This is a genomic window from Microbacterium sp. MMO-56, assembly GCF_037146215.1.
In the GTDB taxonomy this organism is placed as follows: Bacteria; Actinomycetota; Actinomycetes; order Actinomycetales; family Microbacteriaceae; genus Microbacterium.
This window is the reverse complement of sequence record NZ_JBBCVW010000003.1, coordinates 254209-276780: the sequence shown is the minus strand read 5'-3', so window position 1 is coordinate 276780 and position 22572 is coordinate 254209. Positions and strand designations below refer to the sequence as shown.

Annotated in this window: 22 protein-coding genes; 17 read left to right on the top strand and 5 right to left on the bottom strand. The window is 70.8% G+C overall.

Going from position 1 to position 22572, the window contains the following annotated elements; translation table 11 throughout:
• Positions 1 to 33 precede the first annotated feature (33 nt).
• Positions 34 to 1524, bottom strand: coding sequence for an L-serine ammonia-lyase, iron-sulfur-dependent, subunit alpha (locus tag WFI00_RS04585; protein ID WP_336630791.1), 1491 nt, complete (start codon positions 1522 to 1524; stop codon positions 34 to 36).
• 88 nt (positions 1525 to 1612) lie between these two features.
• Between WFI00_RS04585 and WFI00_RS04580 the strand changes: the two genes are divergently transcribed.
• The 3 genes from WFI00_RS04580 to WFI00_RS04570 all read left to right on the top strand — a co-directional run bounded on the left by WFI00_RS04580 (position 1613) and on the right by WFI00_RS04570 (position 5475).
• Complete coding sequence (locus WFI00_RS04580; protein ID WP_336630790.1) at positions 1613 to 3526, top strand: alpha-amylase family protein; 1914 nt, start codon at positions 1613 to 1615, stop codon at positions 3524 to 3526.
• A gap of 162 nt (positions 3527 to 3688) precedes the next feature.
• Positions 3689 to 5125 carry an NAD(P)/FAD-dependent oxidoreductase gene (locus tag WFI00_RS04575; RefSeq protein WP_336630789.1) on the top strand — a complete coding sequence of 479 codons (1437 nt, stop codon included), beginning with the start codon at positions 3689 to 3691 and terminating at the stop codon, positions 5123 to 5125.
• Entirely contained in the window at positions 5122 to 5475 is a 354-nt protein-coding gene (locus WFI00_RS04570) for a cupin domain-containing protein (protein ID WP_336630788.1), read from the top strand. The genes WFI00_RS04575 and WFI00_RS04570 overlap by 4 nt, the downstream gene beginning before the upstream one ends.
• A gap of 7 nt (positions 5476 to 5482) precedes the next feature.
• On the opposite strand, the gene WFI00_RS04565 is transcribed toward WFI00_RS04570, so the two are convergent.
• The gene (locus WFI00_RS04565; protein WP_336630787.1) at positions 5483 to 6613 is read right to left on the bottom strand and encodes a Gfo/Idh/MocA family protein; all 1131 of its coding nucleotides are present in this window, start codon (positions 6611 to 6613) and stop codon (positions 5483 to 5485) included.
• Complete coding sequence (locus tag WFI00_RS04560; RefSeq protein WP_336630786.1) at positions 6610 to 7434, bottom strand: sugar phosphate isomerase/epimerase family protein; 825 nt, start codon at positions 7432 to 7434, stop codon at positions 6610 to 6612. Before WFI00_RS04560 ends, WFI00_RS04565 begins: the two co-directional genes overlap by 4 nt.
• A 165-nt stretch (positions 7435 to 7599) precedes the next feature.
• Between WFI00_RS04560 and WFI00_RS04555 the strand changes: the two genes are divergently transcribed.
• Positions 7600 to 9408, top strand: a complete 1809-nt coding sequence (locus tag WFI00_RS04555) for an SLC13 family permease (RefSeq protein ID WP_336630785.1) — start codon at positions 7600 to 7602, stop codon at positions 9406 to 9408.
• A gap of 24 nt (positions 9409 to 9432) precedes the next feature.
• Here the strand turns inward: WFI00_RS04555 and WFI00_RS04550 are convergent, their stop codons facing one another.
• Positions 9433 to 10431 carry an Lrp/AsnC family transcriptional regulator gene (locus WFI00_RS04550; protein ID WP_336630784.1) on the bottom strand — a complete coding sequence of 333 codons (999 nt, stop codon included), beginning with the start codon at positions 10429 to 10431 and terminating at the stop codon, positions 9433 to 9435.
• Positions 10432 to 10572: 141 nt separating this feature from the next.
• Between WFI00_RS04550 and WFI00_RS04545 the strand changes: the two genes are divergently transcribed.
• The 3 genes from WFI00_RS04545 to WFI00_RS04535 are packed head-to-tail and all read left to right on the top strand — an operon-like array spanning position 10573 to position 14575.
• Positions 10573 to 11799 (top strand): amidohydrolase, encoded by a 1227-nt coding sequence (locus WFI00_RS04545; RefSeq protein WP_336630841.1) that lies wholly within the window; start codon positions 10573 to 10575, stop codon positions 11797 to 11799.
• A gap of 38 nt (positions 11800 to 11837) precedes the next feature.
• A complete protein-coding gene (locus WFI00_RS04540; protein WP_336630783.1) occupies positions 11838 to 13205 on the top strand; it encodes a DUF3100 domain-containing protein in 1368 nt (455 codons plus the stop codon).
• On the top strand, positions 13202 to 14575 hold the full coding sequence (locus tag WFI00_RS04535) for an L-serine ammonia-lyase (RefSeq protein WP_336630782.1): 1374 nt from the start codon (positions 13202 to 13204) through the stop codon (positions 14573 to 14575). The genes WFI00_RS04540 and WFI00_RS04535 overlap by 4 nt, the downstream gene beginning before the upstream one ends.
• Before the next feature lie 102 nt (positions 14576 to 14677).
• On the opposite strand, the gene WFI00_RS04530 is transcribed toward WFI00_RS04535, so the two are convergent.
• A complete protein-coding gene (locus WFI00_RS04530; RefSeq protein ID WP_336630781.1) occupies positions 14678 to 14923 on the bottom strand; it encodes a helix-turn-helix transcriptional regulator in 246 nt (81 codons plus the stop codon).
• Positions 14924 to 15568: 645 nt separating this feature from the next.
• On the opposite strand from WFI00_RS04530, the gene WFI00_RS04525 reads away from it, so the two are divergent.
• The 10 genes from WFI00_RS04525 (at position 15569) to WFI00_RS04480 (ending at position 22570) form a co-directional block, all read left to right on the top strand.
• Positions 15569 to 15787 carry a hypothetical protein gene (locus tag WFI00_RS04525; RefSeq protein WP_336630780.1) on the top strand — a complete coding sequence of 73 codons (219 nt, stop codon included), beginning with the start codon at positions 15569 to 15571 and terminating at the stop codon, positions 15785 to 15787.
• Positions 15784 to 16059: a hypothetical protein gene (locus WFI00_RS04520; RefSeq protein ID WP_336630779.1), complete on the top strand. Its 276-nt coding sequence runs from the start codon at positions 15784 to 15786 to the stop codon at positions 16057 to 16059. Before WFI00_RS04525 ends, WFI00_RS04520 begins: the two co-directional genes overlap by 4 nt.
• A gap of 94 nt (positions 16060 to 16153) precedes the next feature.
• The gene (locus WFI00_RS04515; protein ID WP_336630778.1) at positions 16154 to 16471 is read left to right on the top strand and encodes a hypothetical protein; all 318 of its coding nucleotides are present in this window, start codon (positions 16154 to 16156) and stop codon (positions 16469 to 16471) included.
• 112 nt (positions 16472 to 16583) lie between these two features.
• Entirely contained in the window at positions 16584 to 16955 is a 372-nt protein-coding gene (locus WFI00_RS04510) for a hypothetical protein (RefSeq protein WP_336630777.1), read from the top strand.
• Positions 16956 to 17033: 78 nt separating this feature from the next.
• Entirely contained in the window at positions 17034 to 18674 is a 1641-nt protein-coding gene (locus WFI00_RS04505) for a hypothetical protein (RefSeq protein WP_336630776.1), read from the top strand.
• 204 nt (positions 18675 to 18878) lie between these two features.
• Positions 18879 to 19835 carry a phage portal protein gene (locus WFI00_RS04500; protein WP_336630840.1) on the top strand — a complete coding sequence of 319 codons (957 nt, stop codon included), beginning with the start codon at positions 18879 to 18881 and terminating at the stop codon, positions 19833 to 19835.
• On the top strand, positions 19832 to 21418 hold the full coding sequence (locus WFI00_RS04495) for a phage major capsid protein (RefSeq protein ID WP_336630775.1): 1587 nt from the start codon (positions 19832 to 19834) through the stop codon (positions 21416 to 21418). The genes WFI00_RS04500 and WFI00_RS04495 overlap by 4 nt, the downstream gene beginning before the upstream one ends.
• Positions 21419 to 21437: 19 nt before the next feature.
• The gene (locus WFI00_RS04490) at positions 21438 to 21773 is read left to right on the top strand and encodes a hypothetical protein (RefSeq protein WP_336630774.1); all 336 of its coding nucleotides are present in this window, start codon (positions 21438 to 21440) and stop codon (positions 21771 to 21773) included.
• On the top strand, positions 21770 to 22144 hold the full coding sequence (locus tag WFI00_RS04485) for a hypothetical protein (RefSeq protein WP_336630773.1): 375 nt from the start codon (positions 21770 to 21772) through the stop codon (positions 22142 to 22144). Before WFI00_RS04490 ends, WFI00_RS04485 begins: the two co-directional genes overlap by 4 nt.
• Positions 22145 to 22150: 6 nt before the next feature.
• Positions 22151 to 22570 (top strand): hypothetical protein, encoded by a 420-nt coding sequence (locus WFI00_RS04480; protein ID WP_336630772.1) that lies wholly within the window; start codon positions 22151 to 22153, stop codon positions 22568 to 22570.
• The last annotated feature ends 2 nt before the right edge of the window (positions 22571 to 22572 follow it).

The window sequence follows — 22572 nt, the reverse complement described above, 5'->3', positions numbered from 1 at the left end:
GACTCCGCGCCTGCGGCGGGGAGAAGTCGCGCGTCAGCACTCGATGACGTTGACCGCGAGGCCGCCCTCACTCGTCTCCTTGTACTTGTGGGACATGTCGATGCCGGTCTGGCGCATCGTCTCGACGACGGCGTCGAGCGACACGAAGTGCTCGCCGTCGCCGCGCAGCGCGAGGCGTGCCGCCGTCACGGCGGTCGAGGCGGCGATGGCATTGCGCTCGATGCACGGGATCTGCACGAGACCGCCCACGGGATCGCACGTGAGCCCCAGGTGATGCTCCATCGCGATCTCCGCCGCGTTCTCGATCTGCCGGTTCGTCCCGCCCATGACGGCGGTGAGCCCCCCGGCCGCCATCGCGCACGCGGATCCGACCTCCGCCTGGCACCCGCCCTCGGCGCCGGAGATCGACGCGTTCGCCTTGAAGAGGGATCCGAGGGCGGCGGCGGTGAGGAGGAATCGCCGGATGCCACGGCGGCGGTTCGCCTCCGCGAGCACCGCCGCGTCGGCCCCCGCCGTCGACGCCGCGGTCGCGGTCGCCGGCGCGTGGAGACCCAGCAGCGCCGACCCGACGAGCTCGCCGTAGGGGGTGACCGCGGTCGCCGACCCGAGGCCGGAGTCGGCAAGGAAGCGCCACCAGTACATCGCGACGGCGGGGACGATGCCGGCCGCCCCGTTCGTGGGCGCGGTGACGACGCGGCCACCCGCGGCGTTCTCCTCGTTGACGGCGAGCGCGAAGGCGCCGAGCCACTCTCCGGGCAGCTCGCGGCCGCCGCTCGCCTCCGCCTCCTCGAGCTGGGCGCGGATGCGCCCCGCGCGACGCGTGACGTGGAGCGCGCCGGGCAGCACGCCCTCTGCGCCGAGGCCCGCGTCGACGCACGACGACATCGCGTCCCAGATCGCGTCGAGTCCCGCCGCGACCTCGCTCTCACCGCGCAGCGCCTCCTCGTTGCGCCGCGCCGCCTCGGCGATCGTCAGCCCCTGCTCGTCGCAGATCCCGAGGAGCTCGGCCGCGCTCCCGAAGGCGAGCGGGAACGCGGTCGCCTCGACCGCCGGCCCCTCGCCCTCCCGCCGGATGAAGCCGCCGCCGATCGAGTAGTAGGTCTCCGCGGCCCGCTCCGCACCGGACGCATCCCACGCCCGCAGCGTCATCGCGTTCGGGTGACCGGGGAGGCGGGTGCGCGGCAGGAAGGCGATGTCCGCGCGCTCGAACGGGACCGGGACGCGGCCCGCGAGCAGGAGCTCCGCGCCGTCCGGCCACGTCGTCCAGGCGCCGCGCACGAGGGCGGGGTCCACCGTCTCCGGCTGGTGGCCCTGCAGGCCGGCCACCACCGCGTCGGGCGTGCCGTGGCCGATTCCGGTCGCCCCGAGCGACCCGTACAGCTCGCACGTCACGCGGGTGATCCCGCCCTGCGGGGCCACCCGCTCGGCGAAGTCGCGCGCGGCGCGCAGCGGCCCCACGGTATGCGAGCTCGACGGTCCGACACCGATCGAGAACAGCTCGAACGCCGAGACGTAGGCACCCATTCTGCGAGCCTACGTCCGATGTCCGGAGTGCGCACCGCACCCGTCGCGGGGCCCGCCCCTAGGCTGTCTCCAGGCGGAAGGAGCCCCGATGACCGCGCTGACCTCCCTGGAGACGGACCGGACGGCGGCCCTGGCCGCCGCGGAAGCGGCGGGGCGGGTCGACGACGCCTTCCACCGGCGCTTCGACGCGCAGTTCCCCCGCCTGCACGGACTCTTCTCCCGCCTGTACGGCGAGCGCGCCGACGGGCAGGAGCAGCTGTCCCGCGCGGTCGCCGAGGCGTCGTCGGCGTGGAACGCGCGCCCGCTCGAGCTCAAGGCGCGGGACGCGCTCCGCGAGGCCGATCCGGAGTGGTTCCAGTCCGAGCGGATGCTCGGCGGCGTCTGCTACGTCGACCGCTTCGCGGGGAACCTCGCCGGCATCCGCGACCAGATCCCGTACTTCCGCGACCTGGGCCTCACCTACCTCCACCTGATGCCGCTGTTCGCGAGCCCCGGCGACCACGGCGCCGAGAACGACGGCGGCTATGCCGTGTCGAGCTACCGCGAGGTCGCCCCGAGCCTCGGCACGATGGCCCAGCTGACCGACCTCGCCGCGGACCTGCGCACCGCCGGGATCTCGCTCGTCGTCGACTTCATCTTCAATCACACCAGCAACGAGCACGAGTGGGCGCAGCGGGCGGTGGCCGGCGACCCGGAGTTCGCGGACTTCTACCTGATCTTCGACGACCGCGAGATGCCCGACGCGTACGAGCGCACGACGCGCGAGATCTTCCCCGACGACCACCGCGGATCCTTCGTCCAGCTGCCCTCGGTGGACGGCGCCCCGGGCCGGTGGATCTGGTCGACGTTCTACCACTACCAGTGGGACCTCAACTACGCGAACCCCGCGGTGTTCCGCGCAATGGCCGGAGAGATGCTCTTCCTCGCCAACCGCGGCGTGGAGGTGCTGCGGATGGATGCCGTCGCCTTCATCTGGAAGCGTCTGGGCACCTCCTGCGAGTCGCTACCCGAGGCGCATCTTCTGCTGCAGGCATTCAACGCGATCCTGGCGATGGCGGCGCCGGGCATGGTGTTCAAATCCGAGGCGATCGTCCACCCCGACGAGGTCGTCACCTACATCTCGCGCGAGGAATGCGAGCTGTCCTACAACCCGCTGCAGATGGCGCTGACGTGGGAGGCCCTCGCCACCCGCGACGGCCGGCTGCTGCAGGACGCCCTCGAGAACCGGCACGCCCTCCCGCCCGGCACCGCGTGGGTGAACTACGTGCGCAGCCACGACGACATCGGATGGACGTTCGCCGACGAGGACGCCGCGGCCCTCGGCATCGACGGCTACGCGCACCGCCAGTTCCTCAATCGTTTCTACACCGGGCGCCACGACGGAGGCTTCGCGCGCGGCGTGCCCTTCCAGGAGAACCCCGCGACGGGCGACGCCCGCGTCACCGGGACGACCGCGTCGCTGGCGGGGGTCGAGGCGGGCGATCCCGGCGGCGAGGACCGGATCGTGCTCGCCCACGCCCTGGCTCTCTCGACGGGGGGCATCCCACTGCTGTACCTGGGCGACGAGGTCGCGCAGCTCAACGACTACTCCTACGCCGACGATCCGCTGCGTCGCGGCGACACGCGCTGGGTGCACCGGGGCAACCGCCCCCGCGACCAGTACGCGCGACGCGACGATCTCGAGACTCCCGCGGGCCGGGTCTTCCGCCGACTGACGAAGCTGATCTCGGTGCGTCAGACGACGCCGGAGCTCGCGGGCAACGACCTCGTGGGATTCCGCACCCCGCACCGTTCGGTCGTCGGATATCAGCGGTCCGGCGAGACGACGCGCGTCCTGGCCCTCGCCAACGTCGGCGACGACCCGGTGCACATCGATCCGCTGACGCTGTCGGGCTTCGACCGCACCGCGTTCGACCTGGTCCACGACATCGACGTCGACCTCGACGTCGGCATCGTCCTCGCCCCGCACGGCTTCACCTGGCTGCGGGTCACGCCGCTCTGAGGCGATGCGCGCGGGGAGGCCCGGACGATCCGTCCGGCCATCCGTGACCGCGGGCTCGTTCGTCCGGCACTGACCCGCTTCCTTGCGCGAGGCGGGTGCGGACGTATTGAATGGCCGTCAGCCCACGTGGCGGTCCGCGCATCCAGACGGGAAGTGATACCGGTGGCATCCACCGTGTTCGAAAGACTCGCACCGGCGGCATCCGTCGTCGCGCACAGCCTCCAGACGACGGCGTCGGCGGTCTTCTGGACCGAGGATCTGCCCGCCTCGATGCGCCCGGACCGTCCGGCTCTGCAGGGCACCGTCCGCACCGACCTCGTGATCGTCGGCGCCGGCTACACGGGACTGTGGACCGCGCTCCTCGCGAAGCTGCGCGACCCGCATCGCCGGGTCGTCGTCGTGGAGGCGCAGCGGGTCGGATGGGCCGCCTCCGGCCGCAACGGCGGCTTCTGCGAGGCGAGCATCACGCACGGGCACGAGAACGGCGCATCACGCTGGCCGGACGAGATCCACACGCTGGAGCGGCTGGGGGTGCAGAACCTGGACGCGATCGAGCGCACCGTCACGGACCTCGGCCTCGACGTCCAGTTCGAACGGACCGGCATGATCGCGCCCGCTGTCGAGCCGCACCAGCTCGCCTGGCTCGACGATTGGCGGGCCGAGGCCGCGGGCGACCCCGACCTGGCCTACCTCGACGGCTCGGCGCTGCGCGCCGAGATCGATTCCCCGACCTACCTCGCCGGCATCTGGGAGAAGCGCACGTGCGCGCTCGTGCATCCTGCGCGCCTGTGCGCCGAGCTCGCCCGCGCGGCCGAGGAGCGGGGCGTCGAGATCTTCGAGCGATCCCTCGTGACCGGCATCGACGCCACCGGCGGCGGCGTGACGGTGACCACCCGCGGTGGCCGCGTCGAGGCCGAGCAGGCGGTGCTCGCGACGAACGTCTTCCCCTCGCTCCTCACGCGCAACCGGCTCATGACGGTCCCCGTCTACGACTACGTCCTCATGACCGAGCCGCTGACCGACGCCCAGTGGGATGCGGTGGGGTGGCGGGGCCGACAGGGCGTCGGCGACATGGCGAACCAGTTCCACTACTACCGTCCGACGCGCGACGGCCGGATCCTCTTCGGCGGGTACGACGCGCTCTACCACTACGGCCGGCGCGTCGACCCCCGGTACGAGAACCGCCCCGACGTGTGGGCGCGGCTCGCATCGCACTTCTTCACCACGTTCCCTCAGCTGGAAGGTCTGCGGTTCTCGCACCAGTGGGCTGGAGCGATCGACACGTCGACGCAGTTCACGGCGTTCTTCGGGACGGCCCGCGGCGGCCGCATCGCCTACGCGGCGGGCTTCACCGGTCTGGGCGTCGGATCGACGCGGTTCGCCGGCGACGTCATGCTCGACCTGCTCGCGGGGGAGGACACGGAGCGCACCCGACTCGAGATGGTGCGCAAGAGGCCTCTGCCCTTCCCGCCCGAACCGGCCGCGGCGCTCGGCATCGCCCTCACCCGCTGGTCGCTCGACCGGGCCGACCACAACGAAGGGAAGCGCAACATCATGCTGAAGACCCTCGACGCCCTCGGCCTCGGGTTCGACTCGTGAGCGTCGAGGCGCAGGAGCTCGACCCGGGCGCGGTCGTCTCGGCCCTCTCCGTGGCCGTGCCGCTGACCCCGGTGCCGGCCGACCTGATCATCGCGGGCGAGCCTCGGACCGGATCGGTCGACCTCGACGAGGACCTCGGTCTCGGCGTGTGGGAGATGACCGCGGGAGCCATGCGCGACGTGGAGATCGACGAGGTCTTCGTCGTGGTGGCGGGGACGGCCACCGTCGAGTTCGTCGCCCCCGCCCTCCCGAGCATCGACCTCGTGCCCGGCTCGGTCGTCCGGTTCGAGTCCGGCATGCGGACGGTCTGGACCGTCCACGAGACCCTGCGGAAGGTCTACCTCGTCTGAGCCGCCCTCAGCCGCGCGTCCGAGCGAAGGGGTCGAACCCGTCGGGCAGCAGCGGCACGGGCGCGACGGAGCTCTCGATCTCGAGGTACGCGCCCGTCGCTGCCGATTCCTGCGCCGAGAGCATGACGTCGAGCACGTGGTAGCCGAGCTCGCCGGTGGCCACGTGCGGCCGGTCCTCGGCGATCGCCCGCGCCATGTCGAGCACTCCGAGGCCCCGCCCGACCACGGCGCCCTCGCGCTCGATCTCGATCCACTCCTGCGACGTCTTCATGCCGTCACGGAGGACACCCAGCGGCTTCACGTACGCGATGCGCCCGTCGAACTGGTTCGGGTCGGGCAGGACCATCGTGCCCTCGGACCCGTGGATCTCTACCACGCCGTGACGCTCGAGCGCCGAGTCGAAGCTCAGCAGGTGCGTGCCGTGCTGGCCGCCCGCGAACGAGGTGAGCACCTGGACGGTGGAGGGGACCTCCACCGGGAAGGTCTCGCCCGCTCGGGGCCCCGTGTGGATCGTGCGCTCGAGGCGAGGACGCGAGCCGCGGGCCGCGACACCGGCGATCGGCCCCAGCAGGCTGACGAGAGCGGAGAAGTAGTACGGGCCCATGTCCAGGAGCGGACCGGCGCCCTCGGCGAACAGGAACGCCGGCTCCGGGTGCCACAGGTCGGGGCCCTGCGTCTGGAAGGCCGTCTGGACGAACAGCGGCTCGCCGATGACACCCGCCTGGATCGCCCGCTTCGCGGACTGGAACCCGGGGCCGAGCAGCGTGTCGGGGGCGGAGCCGATCCGCACGCCAGCGGCCTCCGCGTGGGCCAGCAGCGCCTTCGTCGAGGCGCGGTCGAGGCCGATCGGCTTCTCCGTCCACACGTGCTTGCCCGCGGCGACCGCCGCCTCGGAGACGGCGACGTGGACCGCGGGGATCGTGAGGTTGACCACCAGGTCGACGTCGGGGTTCGCGAGGACGTCCTCGGCGGTGCCCCACGCGGCGACGCCGTGCTCCTCCGCCTTGGCGCGGGCGCGCTCGGGCAGGAGGTCGCCGACCGCCGTGACGGTGACGTCGGGGAACGAGGTCAGGTTCTCCAGGTACGTCTGGCTGATGACGCCGGTACCGATGATGCCGATCCGCAGCGGCGCGGTCATGCGACGAACCCGCCGTCGACGAGGAAGGCGAGGCTCGCCGAGATGTCGTCGAAGACGTCGCCGGGCGCCTTGTCGTACTCGATCACGGCGAAGCGGATGCCCGTGCCCGCGGCGAGCGCCGCGGCGAGCGGCACGTCGGCGGTGCCGGCCGGGCGCTGGTCGAGGCTGTCCGATCCGAACGCCGGCGCGCCGGGCGCCCACGGGTTGGATGCCGGCACGACGCCGTCCTTGACGTGCACGGCGGTCAGCCGGTCGCCGAGGGCGGCGACGAGGGCGGGGACGTCCTGCCCTCCGGTGAGAGCCCAGAACAGGTCGAGCTCGAGCTGGACGCGCTCGTCGGTGAGCGCCACGAAGCGCTCGTACGCGCTCTGACCGTCGAAGGACGCGACGAACTCCTGGGCGTGGTTGTGGTATCCGACGGTGAGGCCGTAGGTCGCGGCGAGGTCGGCGGCGCGGTTCATCCGCTCGGCGATGTCGGCGACGCCGTCTTCGGTGAGCCACCGCTCGGGAGCCACGAACGGGTCGATGACGGTGGACATGCCGATCTGCGCGGCGGCTTCGAAGACGACCTCGGGAGCCGGGGTGGGGATCGAGCCGTCGGGGGTCCACAGCTCGTCGGTCAGCAGGGGCGCGTGGCCCGTGGGCGAGACCAACCCGCTCGCGTCCAGCGCGGCGCGGATCTCGGCGGGGCGGCGGACGAAGTCGAACGCCTCCACGTTGCGCAGGCCGATCGCGGCCAGCTTGTCCAGCGAGCCGGACATGTCTGCGGAGAAGTCCTTCGCCAGCGAATACAGCTGGACCGAGGCCTCGGGAAGGGTCATGGTGCACGTCCTCCGGGTACGTCGTCGTGGGGATGGCGCGGCAGCGGCGCCGTGTCCTCGACGATAGCGGACAAAACCTCCGAGTGGAAGTTTTTGTCTTTGGTCCGGCCGAGACGGCGGCGGGCATCTCGGCCCGATCCGTACACTCCACAGGCGGAGGGCACCATGAACGCAGACCTGATCGTCGTCCTCGTGCTGCTCGTCGCGAGCATCGCCATGTTCGCGGTCGGCAGGCCCCGCATGGACGTCGTCGCGGTGATGCTGATCGTGGCCCTGCCGCTCAGCGGCGTCCTCTCCCTCCCGGAGACCCTGGCGGGCTTCGCCGACCCCAACGTGATCCTCATCGCCGCGCTGTTCGTCGTGGGCGAGGGGCTCTCGCGCACGGGGGTCACGTATCGGCTCGGGGACTGGCTGGCGCGCACGGCCGGGGCGCACCTGGCACGGACGATCGTGCTCCTGATGCTCTGCGTCGCGCTCCTGGGCGCCGTGATGAGCTCGACGGGAGTGGTCGCCATCTTCATCCCCGTCGCGCTCAGCGTCGCCGCGCGGACGGGGGTGTCGCCGCGTCAGCTGCTCATGCCGCTCAGCGTCGCGGGACTCATCAGCGGCATGCTGACCCTCATCGCCACCACCCCGAACCTCGTCATCGACGCCGAGCTGACCGCGGCCGGCCACGACGGGTTCTCCTTCTTCGCGCCCACCCCTTTCGGCCTGGTCATCCTCGCGCTCGGCATCGGCTACATGCTCTTCGCCCAGCGCTTCCTCGTCGCACCGGGCGGCGAGGCGGGGACCGACCGCCGCCGGACGCTGTCGGCGCTGCTGTCGGACTACGGCGTCGGAGCGCGCGTCCACGGGTATCGCGTCGCCGCGGGTTCGGCGCTGATCGGCACGTCGCTCGGGCGCGTCCCCGTCCGCGCGGCGTCCCCGCTGCTGGTCGAGCGAGGCCGGCTCTGGCGCGCGTCGCGCCAGAGCGCCGCACCGGATGCGGTCCTCCGGCAGCGGGATCTGATCTACCTCGACCGGGAGCTCTCCGCGGCGGACCGCGACGGGCTCGGCCTCGACCCGGCAGGAGCACGCCCCGACTTCTTCGAGCGGTTCGCCGCGCACCTGGCGGCGACCGAGGTCATGATCCCGCCGAGCTCCAGCGCCCGCGGGCACACCGTCGACGAGCTCGCGCTGCGGCAGCGTCATGGGCTCGTCGTGCTGGGCGTGCGCCACCGGAGCACGAGCCGATCCGTGCAGGACGCCGTCGAGCCGCTCGCGACGGGCGACACCCTGCTGGTCACCGGCCGCTGGGACGCGGTGCGACGCCTGCAGGCCGAGCGTCGGGACTACCTCGTCCTGGAGCTTCCCGCCGAGCTCGACGACCTCGCCCCCGCCGCAGCGCGGGCTCCGTTCGCGCTGCTGAGCGTCGCGGTGATGATCGTCCTCATGGTCACCGGGGTCGTGCCCAACGCGATCGCCGCCCTGATCGCGGCGCTGATGATGGGGGTCTCGGGCTGCATCGACATGCCCAGCGCCTATCGATCCATCCACTGGCCGACGCTGCTGCTCATCGTCGGCATGCTGCCCTTCGCGCTCGCGCTGCAGCGCACCGGCGGCGTGGACCTGGCCGTCGACGCGTTCCTCGGCACGTTCGGAGGCGCGAGCCCCACGGTGCTGCTGGCGGCCGTGTTCGCCCTCACCGCGCTCGTGGGACTGTTCATCTCGAACACCGCGACCGCCGTGCTCATCGCGCCGATCGCGATCCACATCGCCGACGAGCTGGGCGCCTCGCCGCTGCCGTTCGCGATGATCGTCGCCCTCGCCGCCTCGTCGGCATTCGTGACGCCGATCTCGTCGCCGGTCAACACGCTCGTCGTCGAGCCCGGCCGCTATCGGTTCGGCGATTTCGTCCGCATCGGAGCGCCGTTCGCACTCCTCGTCATGGTCGTGAGCGTCGTGCTCGTGCCGATCCTGATGCCGCTGTACTGACGCCCGGGACAGCGCGCGGGACGGTCAGAGCGTTCCGAAGGGACCGCTCACGAGCGAGATCGCGCGGGTGTCGGCCCCGACCGATCGCCCCATCTGCTTCGAGATGCGCAGCACGACCGCGCGGTCGGCGATGCGCGCGCCCTGGAGGGCGGTCTCCAGGGCGATCTCGAACCTGTTGACGTCGGCGAGGGTGCGCAGCCACACGGCGAGGATGAGGTTGTAGCGGCTCGCCGCCGTCATCGCCAGTCGCACCTCGGGGACACTGCGGATGGCGTGTCGCGCGGCATCCACGACGCGAGCGGGAGCCTCGACGAAGTACCACGTGTAGATCGGCCACCCCGTGAAGCCCCGGGCGAGGTCGGCCCGCAGCCGCAGATCCCCGCGCTGGCGCAGAGTCGCGATCGCGTCCGCGATCCGCTGCGGACCGAACCCGGTCCGTTCGGCAAGCGCGGTGATGCTCATCCGTCCGTCCGTCCACAGCTCGTTCAGGAGTGCGCGTGTCAGCTCCTCCGGAACGTGGGCGCCGGCCCGCGGTCGCGGTGGCCTCGGCGGGCGGATCCGGGCGACCTCATCCGCGTCGAGCGCCCGCAGACGCCAGCTCGACGCCTCGATCAACAGTTCATTGGTCAGGTGCGTGCGGACGGCCCGAATGCCCTCGAGGCCGCCCAGCCGGCGCACGGCGTACGACGACAGCGACGCCATGTCGGGGGTCTGGACGAGCGCCAGCAGATCGCGCGATCCCGACGCGTGGTCGAGGACGACGACCGAGGGGTCCCGCTGGAGTGCACCGGCCACATCGTCGAGCGCCGCGAGGTCGCACTCGACCTCCAGCAGCGCTCCCTGCCCGTGATTGCTGTATCCGGTGATCCAGGCGATGCCGGCGTCCTGCAACCGTGCCCAGCGGCGGGCGATCGTCGCAGCGTCTACCCCGACCGCGGGGGCGAGGTCGCTCCACGCGGCACGCGGCTCGATCTGCAGCGCGTGCAGGACGCGGAGGTCGGTCTCGTCCAGAACGTCGTTCATGATGCTCCGAGTGGCGGTGGGAGAAGGAATTCGGTCATCGCACATCAGTATCCCGCAGGAATCCGGCAAGTTTACATCTCTGTGACATTCGACTCGGCACACTCGTCGCAGCCGTACACGAAAGGGGTCTCCGCCGTGACCATGACCGAAGCCGTCGTCGCCGACACCTCCGCAGTCCTCAAGCAGCTCGCCGCCGACGAGGTCGACGCACGCCGCGCGTCCCTGGTGGCCCTCAGCCACACGATCCACGCGAACCCGGAGCTCTCCTGGCAGGAGCACGAGGCCTCCGCCCGGATCGCCGACCTGCTCGACGCGGAGGGGTTCGCACTCACCCGAGGCGCGTACGACCTTCCGACGGCGTTCGAGGCCGTCTACGGCGACGGTGACCTCACGCTCGCGCTCTGCGCCGAATACGACGCGCTCCCCGGCATCGGCCACGCCTGCGGCCACAACGTGATCGCAGCGGCCGCCGTCGGTGCGGCACTCGCCCTCGCCCCGGTGGCGCAGGCGTCGGGGCTGCGCATCAAGCTGCTCGGCACCCCCGCCGAGGAGCACGGCGGCGGAAAGGTCGCGATGCTCCGCGCCGGCGCCTGGGAGGACGTCGACTTCTCGATGATGGTGCACGGGATGACGGGCGGCGACATCTCGGCGGCCGCCTTCGCCTCCACCGCCGTCGACCGCTTCGAGGTCGAGTTCCACGGTGTGACCGCTCACGCGGCGGGCGCGCCGGAGCGCGGGATCAACGCCGCCTCCGCCGCGACCCTCGCCCAGACCGCGATCGCCCTCCTGCGCCAGCATCTCCCCGCCGCGACGAACCTCAACACCTTCGTCTCGCACGGAGGCGAAGCGACGAACATCATCGCGGGCCGCGCCGTCGTCCAGGTGGAGCTGCGCGCTTACGAGATCGATGTCTGGCGGGACATGAAGCGGAAGGTCCTCGCGTGCTTCGAGGGGGCCGCCATCGCGACCGGCTGCCGGTGGGAATGGCGACCGACGGAGCACCCGTACGCTCCCCTGGCACCGGACCACGACCTCGCCCGGCTGTGGGACCGCAACCTCGTCGCCCGCGGCAGGACCATCACCGCCGCACCGATGGGCGGCGGTTCCACCGACATGGGGAACGTCTCGCAGGTGGTGCCCTCCATCCACCCGACGATCGCCTTCCTCGGCGAGACGGCCGTGCCCCACAACCCCGACTTCGCGGCAGCGGCGGCGACGCCCGCGGCCGACGATGCCGTCGTCGACGGCGCCGTGCTGCTGGCCTGGACAGCACTCGACGCCGCCTGCGACGCAGACCTGCGCTCAGAGCTCCACCGGCGCACCGCCGCTCGTCCCGCCGGGGCGACGCGGATCACGCTCGAGGCCTGACCGCGATCGCGCCAGGCCCCTCACCCGGAGACCATGCCATGACCAGTCACGACACGCGCGCCGGCGACGCGCCCACACGCACCGTCACCGACGTGCTCACCCTCACCCTCCGCGATCGGCGCTTGTGGGTGCTGATCGGCGCCACGATCCTGATCGCCGCCGGAGCGCAGGCGATCGGGCCGATCGTGATCCCGCTCGGGATCGCGTCGATCACGCTTCTTCCGATGATCTGGGGCATCCTCGCCGGCACGATCGTCTCGGGTCAGCGGCTGCGCCCGTTCCCGATCGACCTGCAGCAGGCGGCCACCGCGATCATGGGCGTCGCCGTGCTCTTCCTCGTCGCACGGATGTCGTTCACGATCGGCCCGAACATCCCCCTGCTCCTGCAGGCGGGCCCGGCCCTGCTGCTGCAGGAGGTGGGTCACCTGTTCGGCACGATCGCTCTCGCCTTGCCGCTGGCCGTCCTGCTGCGGATGGGACCGGCGACCGTCGGCGCGACCTTCTCGATCGACCGGGAAGGCTCGTTCGCGATGGTGAGCGAGCGGTACGGCTCGGATTCGCCGCAGTACCGCGGGGTGCTGTCGATGTACGTGTTCGGCACGATCTTCGGCGCGGTCATCGTCAGCCTCATCGCATCCCTGGCCGCATCGCTCGGGATCTTCGACCCGCTCGCCCTCGCGATGGGCGCGGGAGTCGGGTCCGGCTCGATGATGGCGGCCGCCGCCTCCGTGATCGTCTCGGCGCACCCGGAGATGCAGGACCAGGTGCTCGCGCTGGCGGCCACCTCGAATCTCATCACGGGTCTGCTCGGCCTCTACGTCGGTGTCTGGATCTCGCTCCCCCTCGCCGACCGGTTCTACAAGGTGCTCACGCGCGACAAGAACGCGGTGCTCCCGGGTCGCCGTCCGTCGACCGACGATGCTCTCCCCGCGGCGGTCGAGGCGGCGGTGCTCACGCCGCGCGCGGTGCGCGTGCCCCTGTGGGTGTCGCTGTCCATCATCTCCGCCGCCGGCCTCGTGGTCGCGGCGATCGCCACCAGGACCTTCTCCGTCGACATGGTGATCACCTACGCGCTGCTCGCAGCACTCGTCACGGTCGGGCTCGGGATCGCGACGCTGACGCGCGGTCGGGTGCCCGCGATCATCGTCGTGATGACCGGCGGGGCACTGCTGACCTCGCCGATCTCGCCGATCGCGGGCTGGCTCACGGGCATCGCGGCGTCGGTCGACTTCCTCGCCCTCATCACCGTCATGCTCACGATCGCGGGACTCAGCCTGGGCAAGGACCTGCCGATGCTGCGCAGCATCGGGTGGAAGATCATCCCGGTCGGGATCGTCTCGATCACCGCCTCGTTCTTGCTGTCGGCGGTCGTCGCCGAGTTCGCGCTGGGACTGTGGGGCCGGTGAGTCCCACCGCCGTCGAGGTCGGGCGCGGAGCCTACGTCTCCGCGCTCGACCTGTTCTCGCTGGGCATCGGACCGTCGAGCTCGCACACGGTGGGACCGATGCGGGCCGCGCTCGCCTTCCTCGGCGCGCTGACCGCCGAGGATGCCCGCAGCCGCGTCACGCGGTTCGTCTGCCGACTGCACGGATCCCTGGCGGCGACCGGTGTCGGCCACGGCACCCCGGATGCCGTGATCGCGGGACTCCGCGGGCACGCTCCGGAGAGCGTCGACCCCGCGCTCGTGCACGGCGAGTGGGCGAGGCTCCACGCCGGGGAGACGGTGATGATCGGAGCCGTCCCCCTGGTCGCCGCCGACATCGAGTTCGCGCCGCGGGAACGGCAGCACGGGCACCCGAACGCGCTCACCCTGACCGCGTTCGCCGGCGAGCGGACGCTCGCGTCGCAGACGTACCTGTCCGTCGGAGGCGGGTTCATCCGGCGCTCCGACGGGACCGAGGAGGATCGCGGCGCGGCGTCGACGGGCCGACCGCGCTCCCGGTATCGCTCCATGGCTGAGCTGCTCGCCGCGCTCGACGGGCGCACGATCGCGGAGCTCGCCTGGTCGGACGAGGTCGCGATGCACGGCGCCGACCGCGCCGCCGCGGGTCTCGATGCGATCTGGCGGGAGATGCGCGGATGCGTCGAGAGGGGCCTGCGCGCCGAGGGCGTCCTGCCGGGCGGACTGCGCGTGCCCCGACGGGCGGCCGCGGCGTGGCGGATGCTCGCGGCGCACGGCGACCCCGCCCTCTCGGCGGAGGCGCTGTCGCTCTACGCGATGGCGGTCAACGAGGAGAACGCCGCCGGGGGGCGCGTCGTCACCGCGCCCACCAACGGCGCCGCCGGGGTCCTTCCGGCGGTGATGTACCAGGCCTGCCGGGACGGCGGTTTCGACCCGGCCGAGGTGCGCACGTTCCTGCTGACGGCGACCGCTGTCGGCTCGATCATCGCGGCGAACGCCTCGATCTCGGGAGCGGAAGCCGGGTGTCAGGCCGAGGTCGGCAGCGCGTGCGCGATGGCGGCCGCCGGACTCACCGCGATCCGGGGCGGCTCGCCCGCGCAGATCGAGAACGCGGCGGAGATCGCGATGGAGCATCATCTCGGCATGACGTGCGACCCCGTCGGCGGTCTCGTGCAGATCCCCTGCATAGAGCGCAACGCCGTGGCGGCGGCGACGGCGTTGACCGCGTCGAGGCTCGCCCTCCTCGGCGACGGCACTCATGTGGTGAGCCTCGACACGGTGATCGAGACGATGCGTCAGACCGGCGCCGACATGTCGACCCGGTACAAGGAGACCAGTGAGGCGGGTCTCGCCGTCAACGTCGTGGAGTGCTGACCTGTCGGGGGCGCCCGGACAAGACGACAGCCCCCGGCGATGCCGGGGGCTGTCGATCGTTCACTGTCTCAACACAGTGTGCGCCCGAAGGGACTCGAACCCCTAACCTTCTGATCCGTGTACGGTAGCCGCCTCCACGAGGGCGTCGAGCGGCTGACCGGTAATCCGCGCCCACGCCACTACCTGCGAAAACGACGGCTCCCGGCCGTCCGTCTCCCACGCGCTGATCGTCGCGCGTGACGCGCCCACGAGGGCGCCCATCTGCGTCTGGTCGATGCCTGCCGTCTGCCGGTAGAGGCTCAGCAGCCTCCCGAGCGTCAAGGTCCCATTCAGGGTGATGGTCGTCATGATGCGATGGTAGCGCGTCTCATGACTCAATAACGCGACACGCCGCCGACAATCCGCTATTCGTGTCGAGCCTGCCGTCATTGTGTGACGCGTGACTCAAAAACAAGGCACATGCCTCGCGCAGGCTCTCGCGCTCAGGAGGCATCTCTGCCCACGGGACAGCCGTGGGCGCACGAGGGGATGACCCAGGCGCGCATCTTGCCGCCGAACACCCGCCGCCACGAGACGGACCGGGAGACACGCGGGATGCGCTCCGCGAAACAAGATGCAACCCGAGAGACGGGCGGGGCCGCGGTAAAGGCATGACCGGGCGCGGCGATTCCCTCCAAGTCATCCCGCCCGTCTCATATCCCGTCCGTGTCGGCCTCACCCGCCGAGCACTCCAAGGCTCCAGCCTGGCTCCGTCAAGCAGCCCATGAGTGTCCCCCTCCCGCGCTCTCACGCGTAGGGGGGGGGCACCCACCTCACCAACCTTCACCATCAAGCAGGAACGACGAAGGACATGGCCCACGCACACACGTTCGACCCGCTGAGCGGATGGTGCGGATGCGGGACACGGGACACCGGAGAACGCATCAACCGCCGCGGATGGGTCTACCGCCCCCGCACCGAACCGACCACCACCACCGAGGAAGCCCCGACAACATGACCACCATCACCCGCGACGACGCAGAGTCCGCGCTTGCCGACCTCGTGGCGACCGTCATGGACGCCGACTCCCTCTACCTCACGGACGGTCACACGATCCGCGCCGCAGCGCTCTACATCGACGCGAGCGTGCGCATCAACTCCATGTCAGACGAAGCCGTGCGCCAGGTGCTCGCCGAGGCCGTCGAACACCTCGCACGGGAACTCAGCGCATGACCGGCCGACCCACCCACGCCGTCCTGTCCACGGTCACCGACGCATCCGACCTCATCGACGCCGCCCGCGAACTCGCCAAGACGGCCGACGCCCACGGGATGCCCGAGACCGCCAAACAGGTGCGAGCCATCGCCCGAGACCTCGACGGCTGGCGCACACGACTTCTGGAGGACGGCGAGGCCGACATCGCCGGAGCGCTCACGTCCATCGAGGCGGCGACCGAGTACCTGCCCGCCCACGCCGTCCACATCGGCCGAGGCGTCCGCCGATGATCCTCCCGGACACCATCCCACCCGTCCCCGGCCTCATCCTCGCCGCGGGCCTCGTCCTCGTCCTCATCCTCCAGAACCGAAAGGCGAACCGGCCATGAGCCTCCAGACCCTCACCGTGCACGCCCTGCGCGGCATGAACGTCGTAGACCTCCTGGCGACCGATGAACGTGCGCTCCAGGCGATGATGCAGAGCGACAACCCTCGACCCATCGCGCCGACCGCCCCGCGCATCCGCGTCGAGCGGTGCATCGAAGAGGACGTGTTCGGGCAGACCCGATACGCGGACGGCTGGCTCTGCATCTGGGGCGACGGCGGCTCCGACTGGTGCCCGCACCTCACCTGGCGCGGCGCCATGGACTGCGCCGTGGCGCGCGTCCGCGCCCGAGCCCTCGGCATCCTCGGCCGGTGGTGACGGTGGCCATCCGACGCGCACCACATCGCACCTCGCCCGTCCGCGCGACCGCCCAGGCCCGTCCGACGTCGATCCCACGCGCGACGTGTGAACGCCTCTGTAGCGTCGGCGGATGCGTCTCCGCTCGACCGGCGACCGAGTGTGCACGATCGGTCGGGCCATCATGAGCGCCAAGCACCAGACGGCCGAGTATCGCCGCAACGCCCGCACCGTCCGCGACCGCGTGGCATCCGTCCACCGCCGAGGCGAGGCCGTGCCGTGCTGGCGATGCCGACGCGCCATCCCGCCAGGGATGCGGTACGACGTGGGCCACGTCAACGGGCCGAGCAACGCGCTCGGCAACCTGGCGCCCGAGCACCGCCACGAGATACCGGGCATCTGTCCCGGCAACCGATCCAAGGGCGGCAAGGTCGGCGCCGCCATGACCAACGCCCGACACACACCCACGATCCCGGCCGAGCGCGCGCGAGTCTGGCCCGTCTGATCGTCGTTCTTTGAGACCGGCCGTCATCACTACCGCCACCGGCAGCAAAATCCCCCCCCTGATCAGGACATCATCCGCATGAGCGAGACCCACGACCCGACGAACCCGACCGACTGGGACGGCACGAAGGTGCCCGCCGAAGTGGCGGCGCATCCGCTGCTCCAGATGGACGCGTTTGGCATCGCTCACGCGTGGAACGATCTGCGCGACTCGGGCCGTAAGCCCCTCGACGTGTCACCGATCCGCAGCACGCACCAGGCGCGCGCCGAGTTCCTGGTGGGCGCGTGGGTCATTGACAAGATCGTGCCGCCCCGTCTCGGCGGCTCACTGCTCGGGAACCTCCAGCCCCAGATGCTCCACACCGCCGACATGCTCGCGGCCGAGCGATTCGCCAACGCCATCCTCGAGCCTCGGCGCTCCGCCAAGACCACGACCGTCTGGTGCATCCTTATCGGCCGGTGCTGGATGCGGCCGGTGTACATGGCGGGGTACACGATGCTCACGACGGCCAAGAAGGCCAACGAGCGATTCAAGCTCGACGTGCGGGACTCGATCCTCCGCAAGTGGCGCGACAAGCCGACGCGCCCCGTCAAGGTCAACGAATCGAACGGGTCGATGGGCCTGGAGTTCCCCAACGGGTCCAAGCTCGCGATTCTCTCTCCCAACGGCGACGACGTGCGATCCGGCGCCTATGACGTGCTCGTGCTGGACGAGGGCGGCGAGGCCGAGCCCGACATGTGGGACGACATCGTGGGCGCTGTCGTCCCATCGTTCGACACTCGCGGCGAGGGCGCCCAACTCGTGTACGCGGGCACCGGTGGCCACTACCGAGACGGCTCTCACTTCTGGGCAACCCTCCACGATCCAGACGCCGGTCGCATCCGCTACGGCGTGGCCGATGAGTTCGATGAGGAAGCACTGTCGTCGTGGGACACCATCGGCCCCATCATCGCGGCCCTGCATCCCGGCCTCGACGGGCTGACGACGCTGGAGTCCATCCAGCGCAACTACCGCATCCTCGGCCCCGCCCGATTCGGCCTCGAATACTGTGGCCACTTCGGCCGCGCGGCAGGCAATGACACCGCCGTATCGCTCACGGCCTGGACCACGACCACACTCCGCGGCCCCGTACCGACCGGGATCGCGCCGATGTCGCTCGCGTTCGCGGTCCACCCGGGAGGCGCGTGGGCGTCCGTCGCCGTCGCCTGGCTACTCGACGCCGCACCCGGCGACCTCGTAGCCGCAGCCAACGCGCTCGACGGCGACGACGCACCGCCCCGCATGGCGTTCAAGATCGTCCACCATCAGCAGGGAAACGGCCGACTGGAGTACGTCCTCCGCGATCTCGCGCGCGCCCACCGCCTCCCGGTCACGTACGACAACGCCCCACAGGAGCGCGCCGTGATCGAACGGCTACAGCGCATCGCCCGCCCGCGCGTCGGCGTGAACCCCATGACCATGGCCGAGAAGTCCGTTGCCACGGCAACAATGCTCAACGGCATCGACCACGGCACCATCGACCACTGGGCGCAGGAACCGCTAGACGCGTCGGCCGCTCTCGCCGTCTACCGGCCCGGGAAGATGCGCCTACTCGGCGTGCCCGACGACACCGACCCCACCCAGGAAATCACCCCTCTGGAGGCCGGTGCCGCCGCCATCCACGGCCTCCCCGTGAGCGCCCCCGTCTCCACCTTCGGCCCGATTGTTGTATCTAACTGACAAGGTTATCCACAGTCCAAGTTGGACAATCTACAAATCTCGATCCTATGGTGATGCCCGATGTCTCGACTTACGAACGCCGTCTCGGCCCTGCTCCCCGGGTTCATGTTCCCCTGGAGCACGCCGTCGCCGCACCTCCAGGCACTCGTGTACAAGGACGTGGCGGGCGCTGAGGATGCCGACCTCGTGACGCGATCCGTGGCCATGCGCGTCGCGCCGGTCAAGCGCGGTCGCGCCGTGATCCTCGGCCGTCTCTCCGACCTCCCTATGGAGATTGGCGAGGTCGTCGCCGGTGAGTTCGTCGCCGACAAGACGCAACCCGCCTGGCTCTCGGAGACCTCCAGCATCGCCACAACGCCGTGGTACCGGTTCGCGTCCGCCCTGGATGATGTCCTGTTCACCGGCTGGGCTCTCTGGTCCGTCGAGCGCGACGAGTCCGGCGCGATCACCGACGCGGACTACATCGAGCGCAGCCGGTGGAAGTTCGACGCCACTTCCCCCACGGGCGTCGCGTGGGCATTCGGCACCGAGGCCACCGGCCTCGTGTGGATGCCGGTCACCGATCCGCGCAGCGTCGTCCTGTTCGCCGGTCCCGATGACGGCCTGCTCGAATCCGCACAGGACTCCATTCGAGGATGGCGGCACATGGAGCGCGCATGGGTCGGGCGCGTCCGCAACCCCATCCCCCTCATCGTGATCGAGGAGAAGGAGCAAAACGGCGCCACGCCCGACGAGGCCAAAGCCATCGTGGATGCGTTCGCCTCCGCGCGCACCTCTCCGAACGGCGCGGTGGGTTTCCTCCCGGCCAAATACAGCATCCAGGCGATGGGCGAGGCCAAGGCGGACCTCTTCAACGAAGGCCGCAACGCGGCCCGCATCGACATCGCCAACCACATGAACCTGCCCGTTTCCTACCTGGACGGCTCCACGGCCACGTCGTCGCTGACCTACGTGACGCAGGAGGGCGACCGGCACGCCCTCATTGACGATCTGGAGTATTGGCTCACCCCGTTCGAGGCGCGGCTATCTGAGGCCGATGTCACCGGGGCCGCGGGCAAGGTCATCCGCTTCAACCGCTCCAACCTCACCGCCACGCCCAACGACCCCCACGGGGCCGAGGCGCCGCGGGACGACGCCCCCGCACAGGAGAACGCAGCATGACCAACGACCTGTTCACCATCGACGCCGAGGCGCGGACCATCCGCGGCCTGCTCATCCCCTTCGGCGAGATGTCGCGCCCCAGCATCACGGCCGAACCTGTGATGTTCACCGCCGCATCCGGCCTCACGCTCCCCGCCGACCCCGGCGTTGCCACCCTCTACGACAACGACCATGACCGGTTCGAGCCGCGTGGGCGTGGCGTCGAGTTCGAGCGCACCGACGCGGGCGTGGTCGCCACGTTCTCCATCGCCCGAGACGAAAACGGGGACGCGCTCCTGTCCCGCGCCGAAGCCGCCAAGGCCGCAGGAAAGCCCCTCCGTCTCAGCGCCGAAATCAAGAGCCTCGTGCGGGCGTCGGGCGTCGCGGTCTCAGGCATCCTCACCGGCGCATCCATCGCGACCGAGGGCGCGTTCGCGTCGGCCGCCCTGTTCTCGACCGAGACAAGCGCCCACGAAGCCCGCGAGTACACCGACGAGCACGGCGTCACCTGGCGGCGAGTCGAGGACTCGACCACCGTCCACGACGACGACGGCACCAGCACCACCACGACAACCGTCGTGGAATCCGTGACCACCGACAAGGCCGACGAGGCCGAACCCCAGGAAGAGGAAAGCGCCCTCATGACCGCCACCACCATCGTCCCCGGCCAGCCCGCAGCACCCGCGGCGCTCAGCCTCAACGGCCTGTTCTCCGCCATCGCGCGGCAGGACCCCGACGCCCTCCGCCAGTACCGCGAGGCGGGCGACCTGTTCGCGCTCGCCACCGTCCAGCACTCCGGCCCCTCCGCGGTCACCATCGGCACGGACACCCAGCGCCCCGACTACCTCGGCGAGCTCTGGACGCGCGCCCCGTACAACCGCCGTTACGTGCCCCTGCTCCAGCAGGCGGCGCTCACCTCGTGGAACATGAAGGGCTGGCGCTGGGTCGAGGGCAAGCGCCCCGAGGTCGCCGACTACTCGGGCAACACCGCCGAGGTGCCGAGCAACGCCGTGGACACCGAGCCGGTCGATGTCAGCGCGTCCCGGCTCGCCGGTGGGCACCGCCTCGACCGTCGCTACACCGACTTCAACGACCAGGAGGTTGTGGCGTCGTACCTCATCAACCAGGCCGAGGACTACAAGCGCAAGACGGACGCCAAGGCACTCGCCGCGGTCCTCGCCGCCGCGACCACGACCGCCCCCGGCACCGTCCCGAGCGGCATCGCCAAGGGCCTCGCCGCGATCGTGGACGGCGCGCTCGGCGTCATCGCGACGGAGAACAGCCCCTCGTACGCGCTCGTGGACCCGACACTCTGGCGCGACATCCTGCTCACGCCGAAGGACGACATCCTCGCGTACCTGGAGACCGGGTTCGGGTTCGAGCAGGGCACCGGCCCCGGCTTCACCATTCGGCCGGCGGCGACCTCGGGCAAGGTCGTCGTTGGCGCCAAGGAGGCGCTCACGTTCTACGAACTCGGCGAGACGCCGATCCGCGTGGACGGCGTGGTCCCGGGCAACGGCTCGAACGACGTGGCCGTGTTCGGCTACTGGGCCACGCTCACGAACAACGGCGCCGCCATCCGCTCGGTCACCCCGGCCGCCTGAGTCGGAGGGAGCACACGCAATGGCATGGCTTGACCCCCAGAACGAGGACGACGTGGACCTGCTCGGCGTCGTGTGGCCGGACGGCGCCAGCCTCCCGGAAGGTGTGCTGAAGGTCTACCTCGCAGTCGCCAAGTCCGCGTGCATCGCGTACGCTCCCGCCCTCCCCGAGGGCCACACGGTCCCCGACAGCTACCGTGTGGCCCAGGCGATGCAGGCCGCCAACGTCTACAACGCCGCGGTCGCCGCCCCGGGCGGCGACCTCGACGGCGGCGGCTACGGCCTCGTCGCCCACCCGCTCGACTGGCAGGTTAAGCAGCTGCTCCGCCCGCAGTCGGGCGTGGGGGTGATCCTGTGAGCATCCGCGCGGATCTCGCCGCCCGTCTCCGCGACGCCTGGCGCACCCACCCGACCCTCAAACGGGTCCGCGTCGTGTGCACCGAGCGCAACGTGGGCGTCATCAGTGCCCCCACCGTGCTCATCCGGCAGAAGAGCATCGGCAAGGCCAAGGAAGCGCCCACGTCTCACTGGGCGGTCGGGATGCTCATCACCGTCATCACCCGGCACACCGACCCCGAGAAGGGCGCGAGCGAGCTTGACGACATCGTGCCCGCCATCCTCGCCTACCTCGACAAGACGTTCCAACACGAGGACGCCGAGGCCGTCGCCTACGGCACCGAACGCCTCGCGTACGACATTCCCACCACCGTCCTCGCCCCGAAGGAGTAGCCCGCCGTGGCCAACATCGTCCCCGTCCCCATCGTTCTCAACGACATCGTGCTCATCATCGGCGCGGACAACTACGAGGCCGCCGTCTCCAAGGCGGAATTCGTCCCGACGACGCCGACCGTCTCGTTCTCGGGCATGACCCCCGGCAGCATGATCCAGCTCGCCGCGACGACATCGTGGGTCATGAACCTCGATTTCGCCCAGGACCACGCGACGGCCAAGAGCCTGAGCCTCTACCTGCTCGACAACAACGGGCAGAACAAGAGCGTCACGCTCAAGCCCAAGAAGCCCGCCAGCGGCACCGCGCCGACGTACACGATCACGGCCATGATGATCCCGACCACCATCGGTGGCGCCGTGGACACCATCGCCGCGTCGTCCGTCACCCTGCCGTGCTCGGGGCAGCCGGTCCGCACCGTCGCCTGACC

Excerpts from the sequence above, each read along its gene's own strand:
- WFI00_RS04585 (WP_336630791.1), bottom strand. The coding sequence starts at position 1,524 with ATGGGTGCCTACGTCTCGGCGTTCGAGCTGTTCTCGATCGGTGTCGGA.
- WFI00_RS04580 (WP_336630790.1), top strand. The coding sequence starts at position 1,613 with ATGACCGCGCTGACCTCCCTGGAGACGGACCGGACGGCGGCCCTGGCC.
- WFI00_RS04565 (WP_336630787.1), bottom strand. The coding sequence starts at position 6,613 with ATGACCGCGCCGCTGCGGATCGGCATCATCGGTACCGGCGTCATCAGC.
- WFI00_RS04560 (WP_336630786.1), bottom strand. The coding sequence starts at position 7,434 with ATGACCCTTCCCGAGGCCTCGGTCCAGCTGTATTCGCTGGCGAAGGAC.
- WFI00_RS04555 (WP_336630785.1), top strand. The coding sequence starts at position 7,600 with ATGAACGCAGACCTGATCGTCGTCCTCGTGCTGCTCGTCGCGAGCATC.
- WFI00_RS04550 (WP_336630784.1), bottom strand. The coding sequence starts at position 10,431 with ATGAACGACGTTCTGGACGAGACCGACCTCCGCGTCCTGCACGCGCTG.
- WFI00_RS04545 (WP_336630841.1), top strand. The coding sequence starts at position 10,573 with ATGACCGAAGCCGTCGTCGCCGACACCTCCGCAGTCCTCAAGCAGCTC.
- WFI00_RS04540 (WP_336630783.1), top strand. The coding sequence starts at position 11,838 with ATGACCAGTCACGACACGCGCGCCGGCGACGCGCCCACACGCACCGTC.
- WFI00_RS04530 (WP_336630781.1), bottom strand. The coding sequence starts at position 14,923 with ATGACGACCATCACCCTGAATGGGACCTTGACGCTCGGGAGGCTGCTG.
- WFI00_RS04525 (WP_336630780.1), top strand. The coding sequence starts at position 15,569 with ATGACCACCATCACCCGCGACGACGCAGAGTCCGCGCTTGCCGACCTC.
- WFI00_RS04520 (WP_336630779.1), top strand. The coding sequence starts at position 15,784 with ATGACCGGCCGACCCACCCACGCCGTCCTGTCCACGGTCACCGACGCA.
- WFI00_RS04515 (WP_336630778.1), top strand. The coding sequence starts at position 16,154 with ATGAGCCTCCAGACCCTCACCGTGCACGCCCTGCGCGGCATGAACGTC.
- WFI00_RS04510 (WP_336630777.1), top strand. The coding sequence starts at position 16,584 with ATGCGTCTCCGCTCGACCGGCGACCGAGTGTGCACGATCGGTCGGGCC.
- WFI00_RS04505 (WP_336630776.1), top strand. The coding sequence starts at position 17,034 with ATGAGCGAGACCCACGACCCGACGAACCCGACCGACTGGGACGGCACG.
- WFI00_RS04500 (WP_336630840.1), top strand. The coding sequence starts at position 18,879 with ATGCGCGTCGCGCCGGTCAAGCGCGGTCGCGCCGTGATCCTCGGCCGT.
- WFI00_RS04495 (WP_336630775.1), top strand. The coding sequence starts at position 19,832 with ATGACCAACGACCTGTTCACCATCGACGCCGAGGCGCGGACCATCCGC.
- WFI00_RS04490 (WP_336630774.1), top strand. The coding sequence starts at position 21,438 with ATGGCATGGCTTGACCCCCAGAACGAGGACGACGTGGACCTGCTCGGC.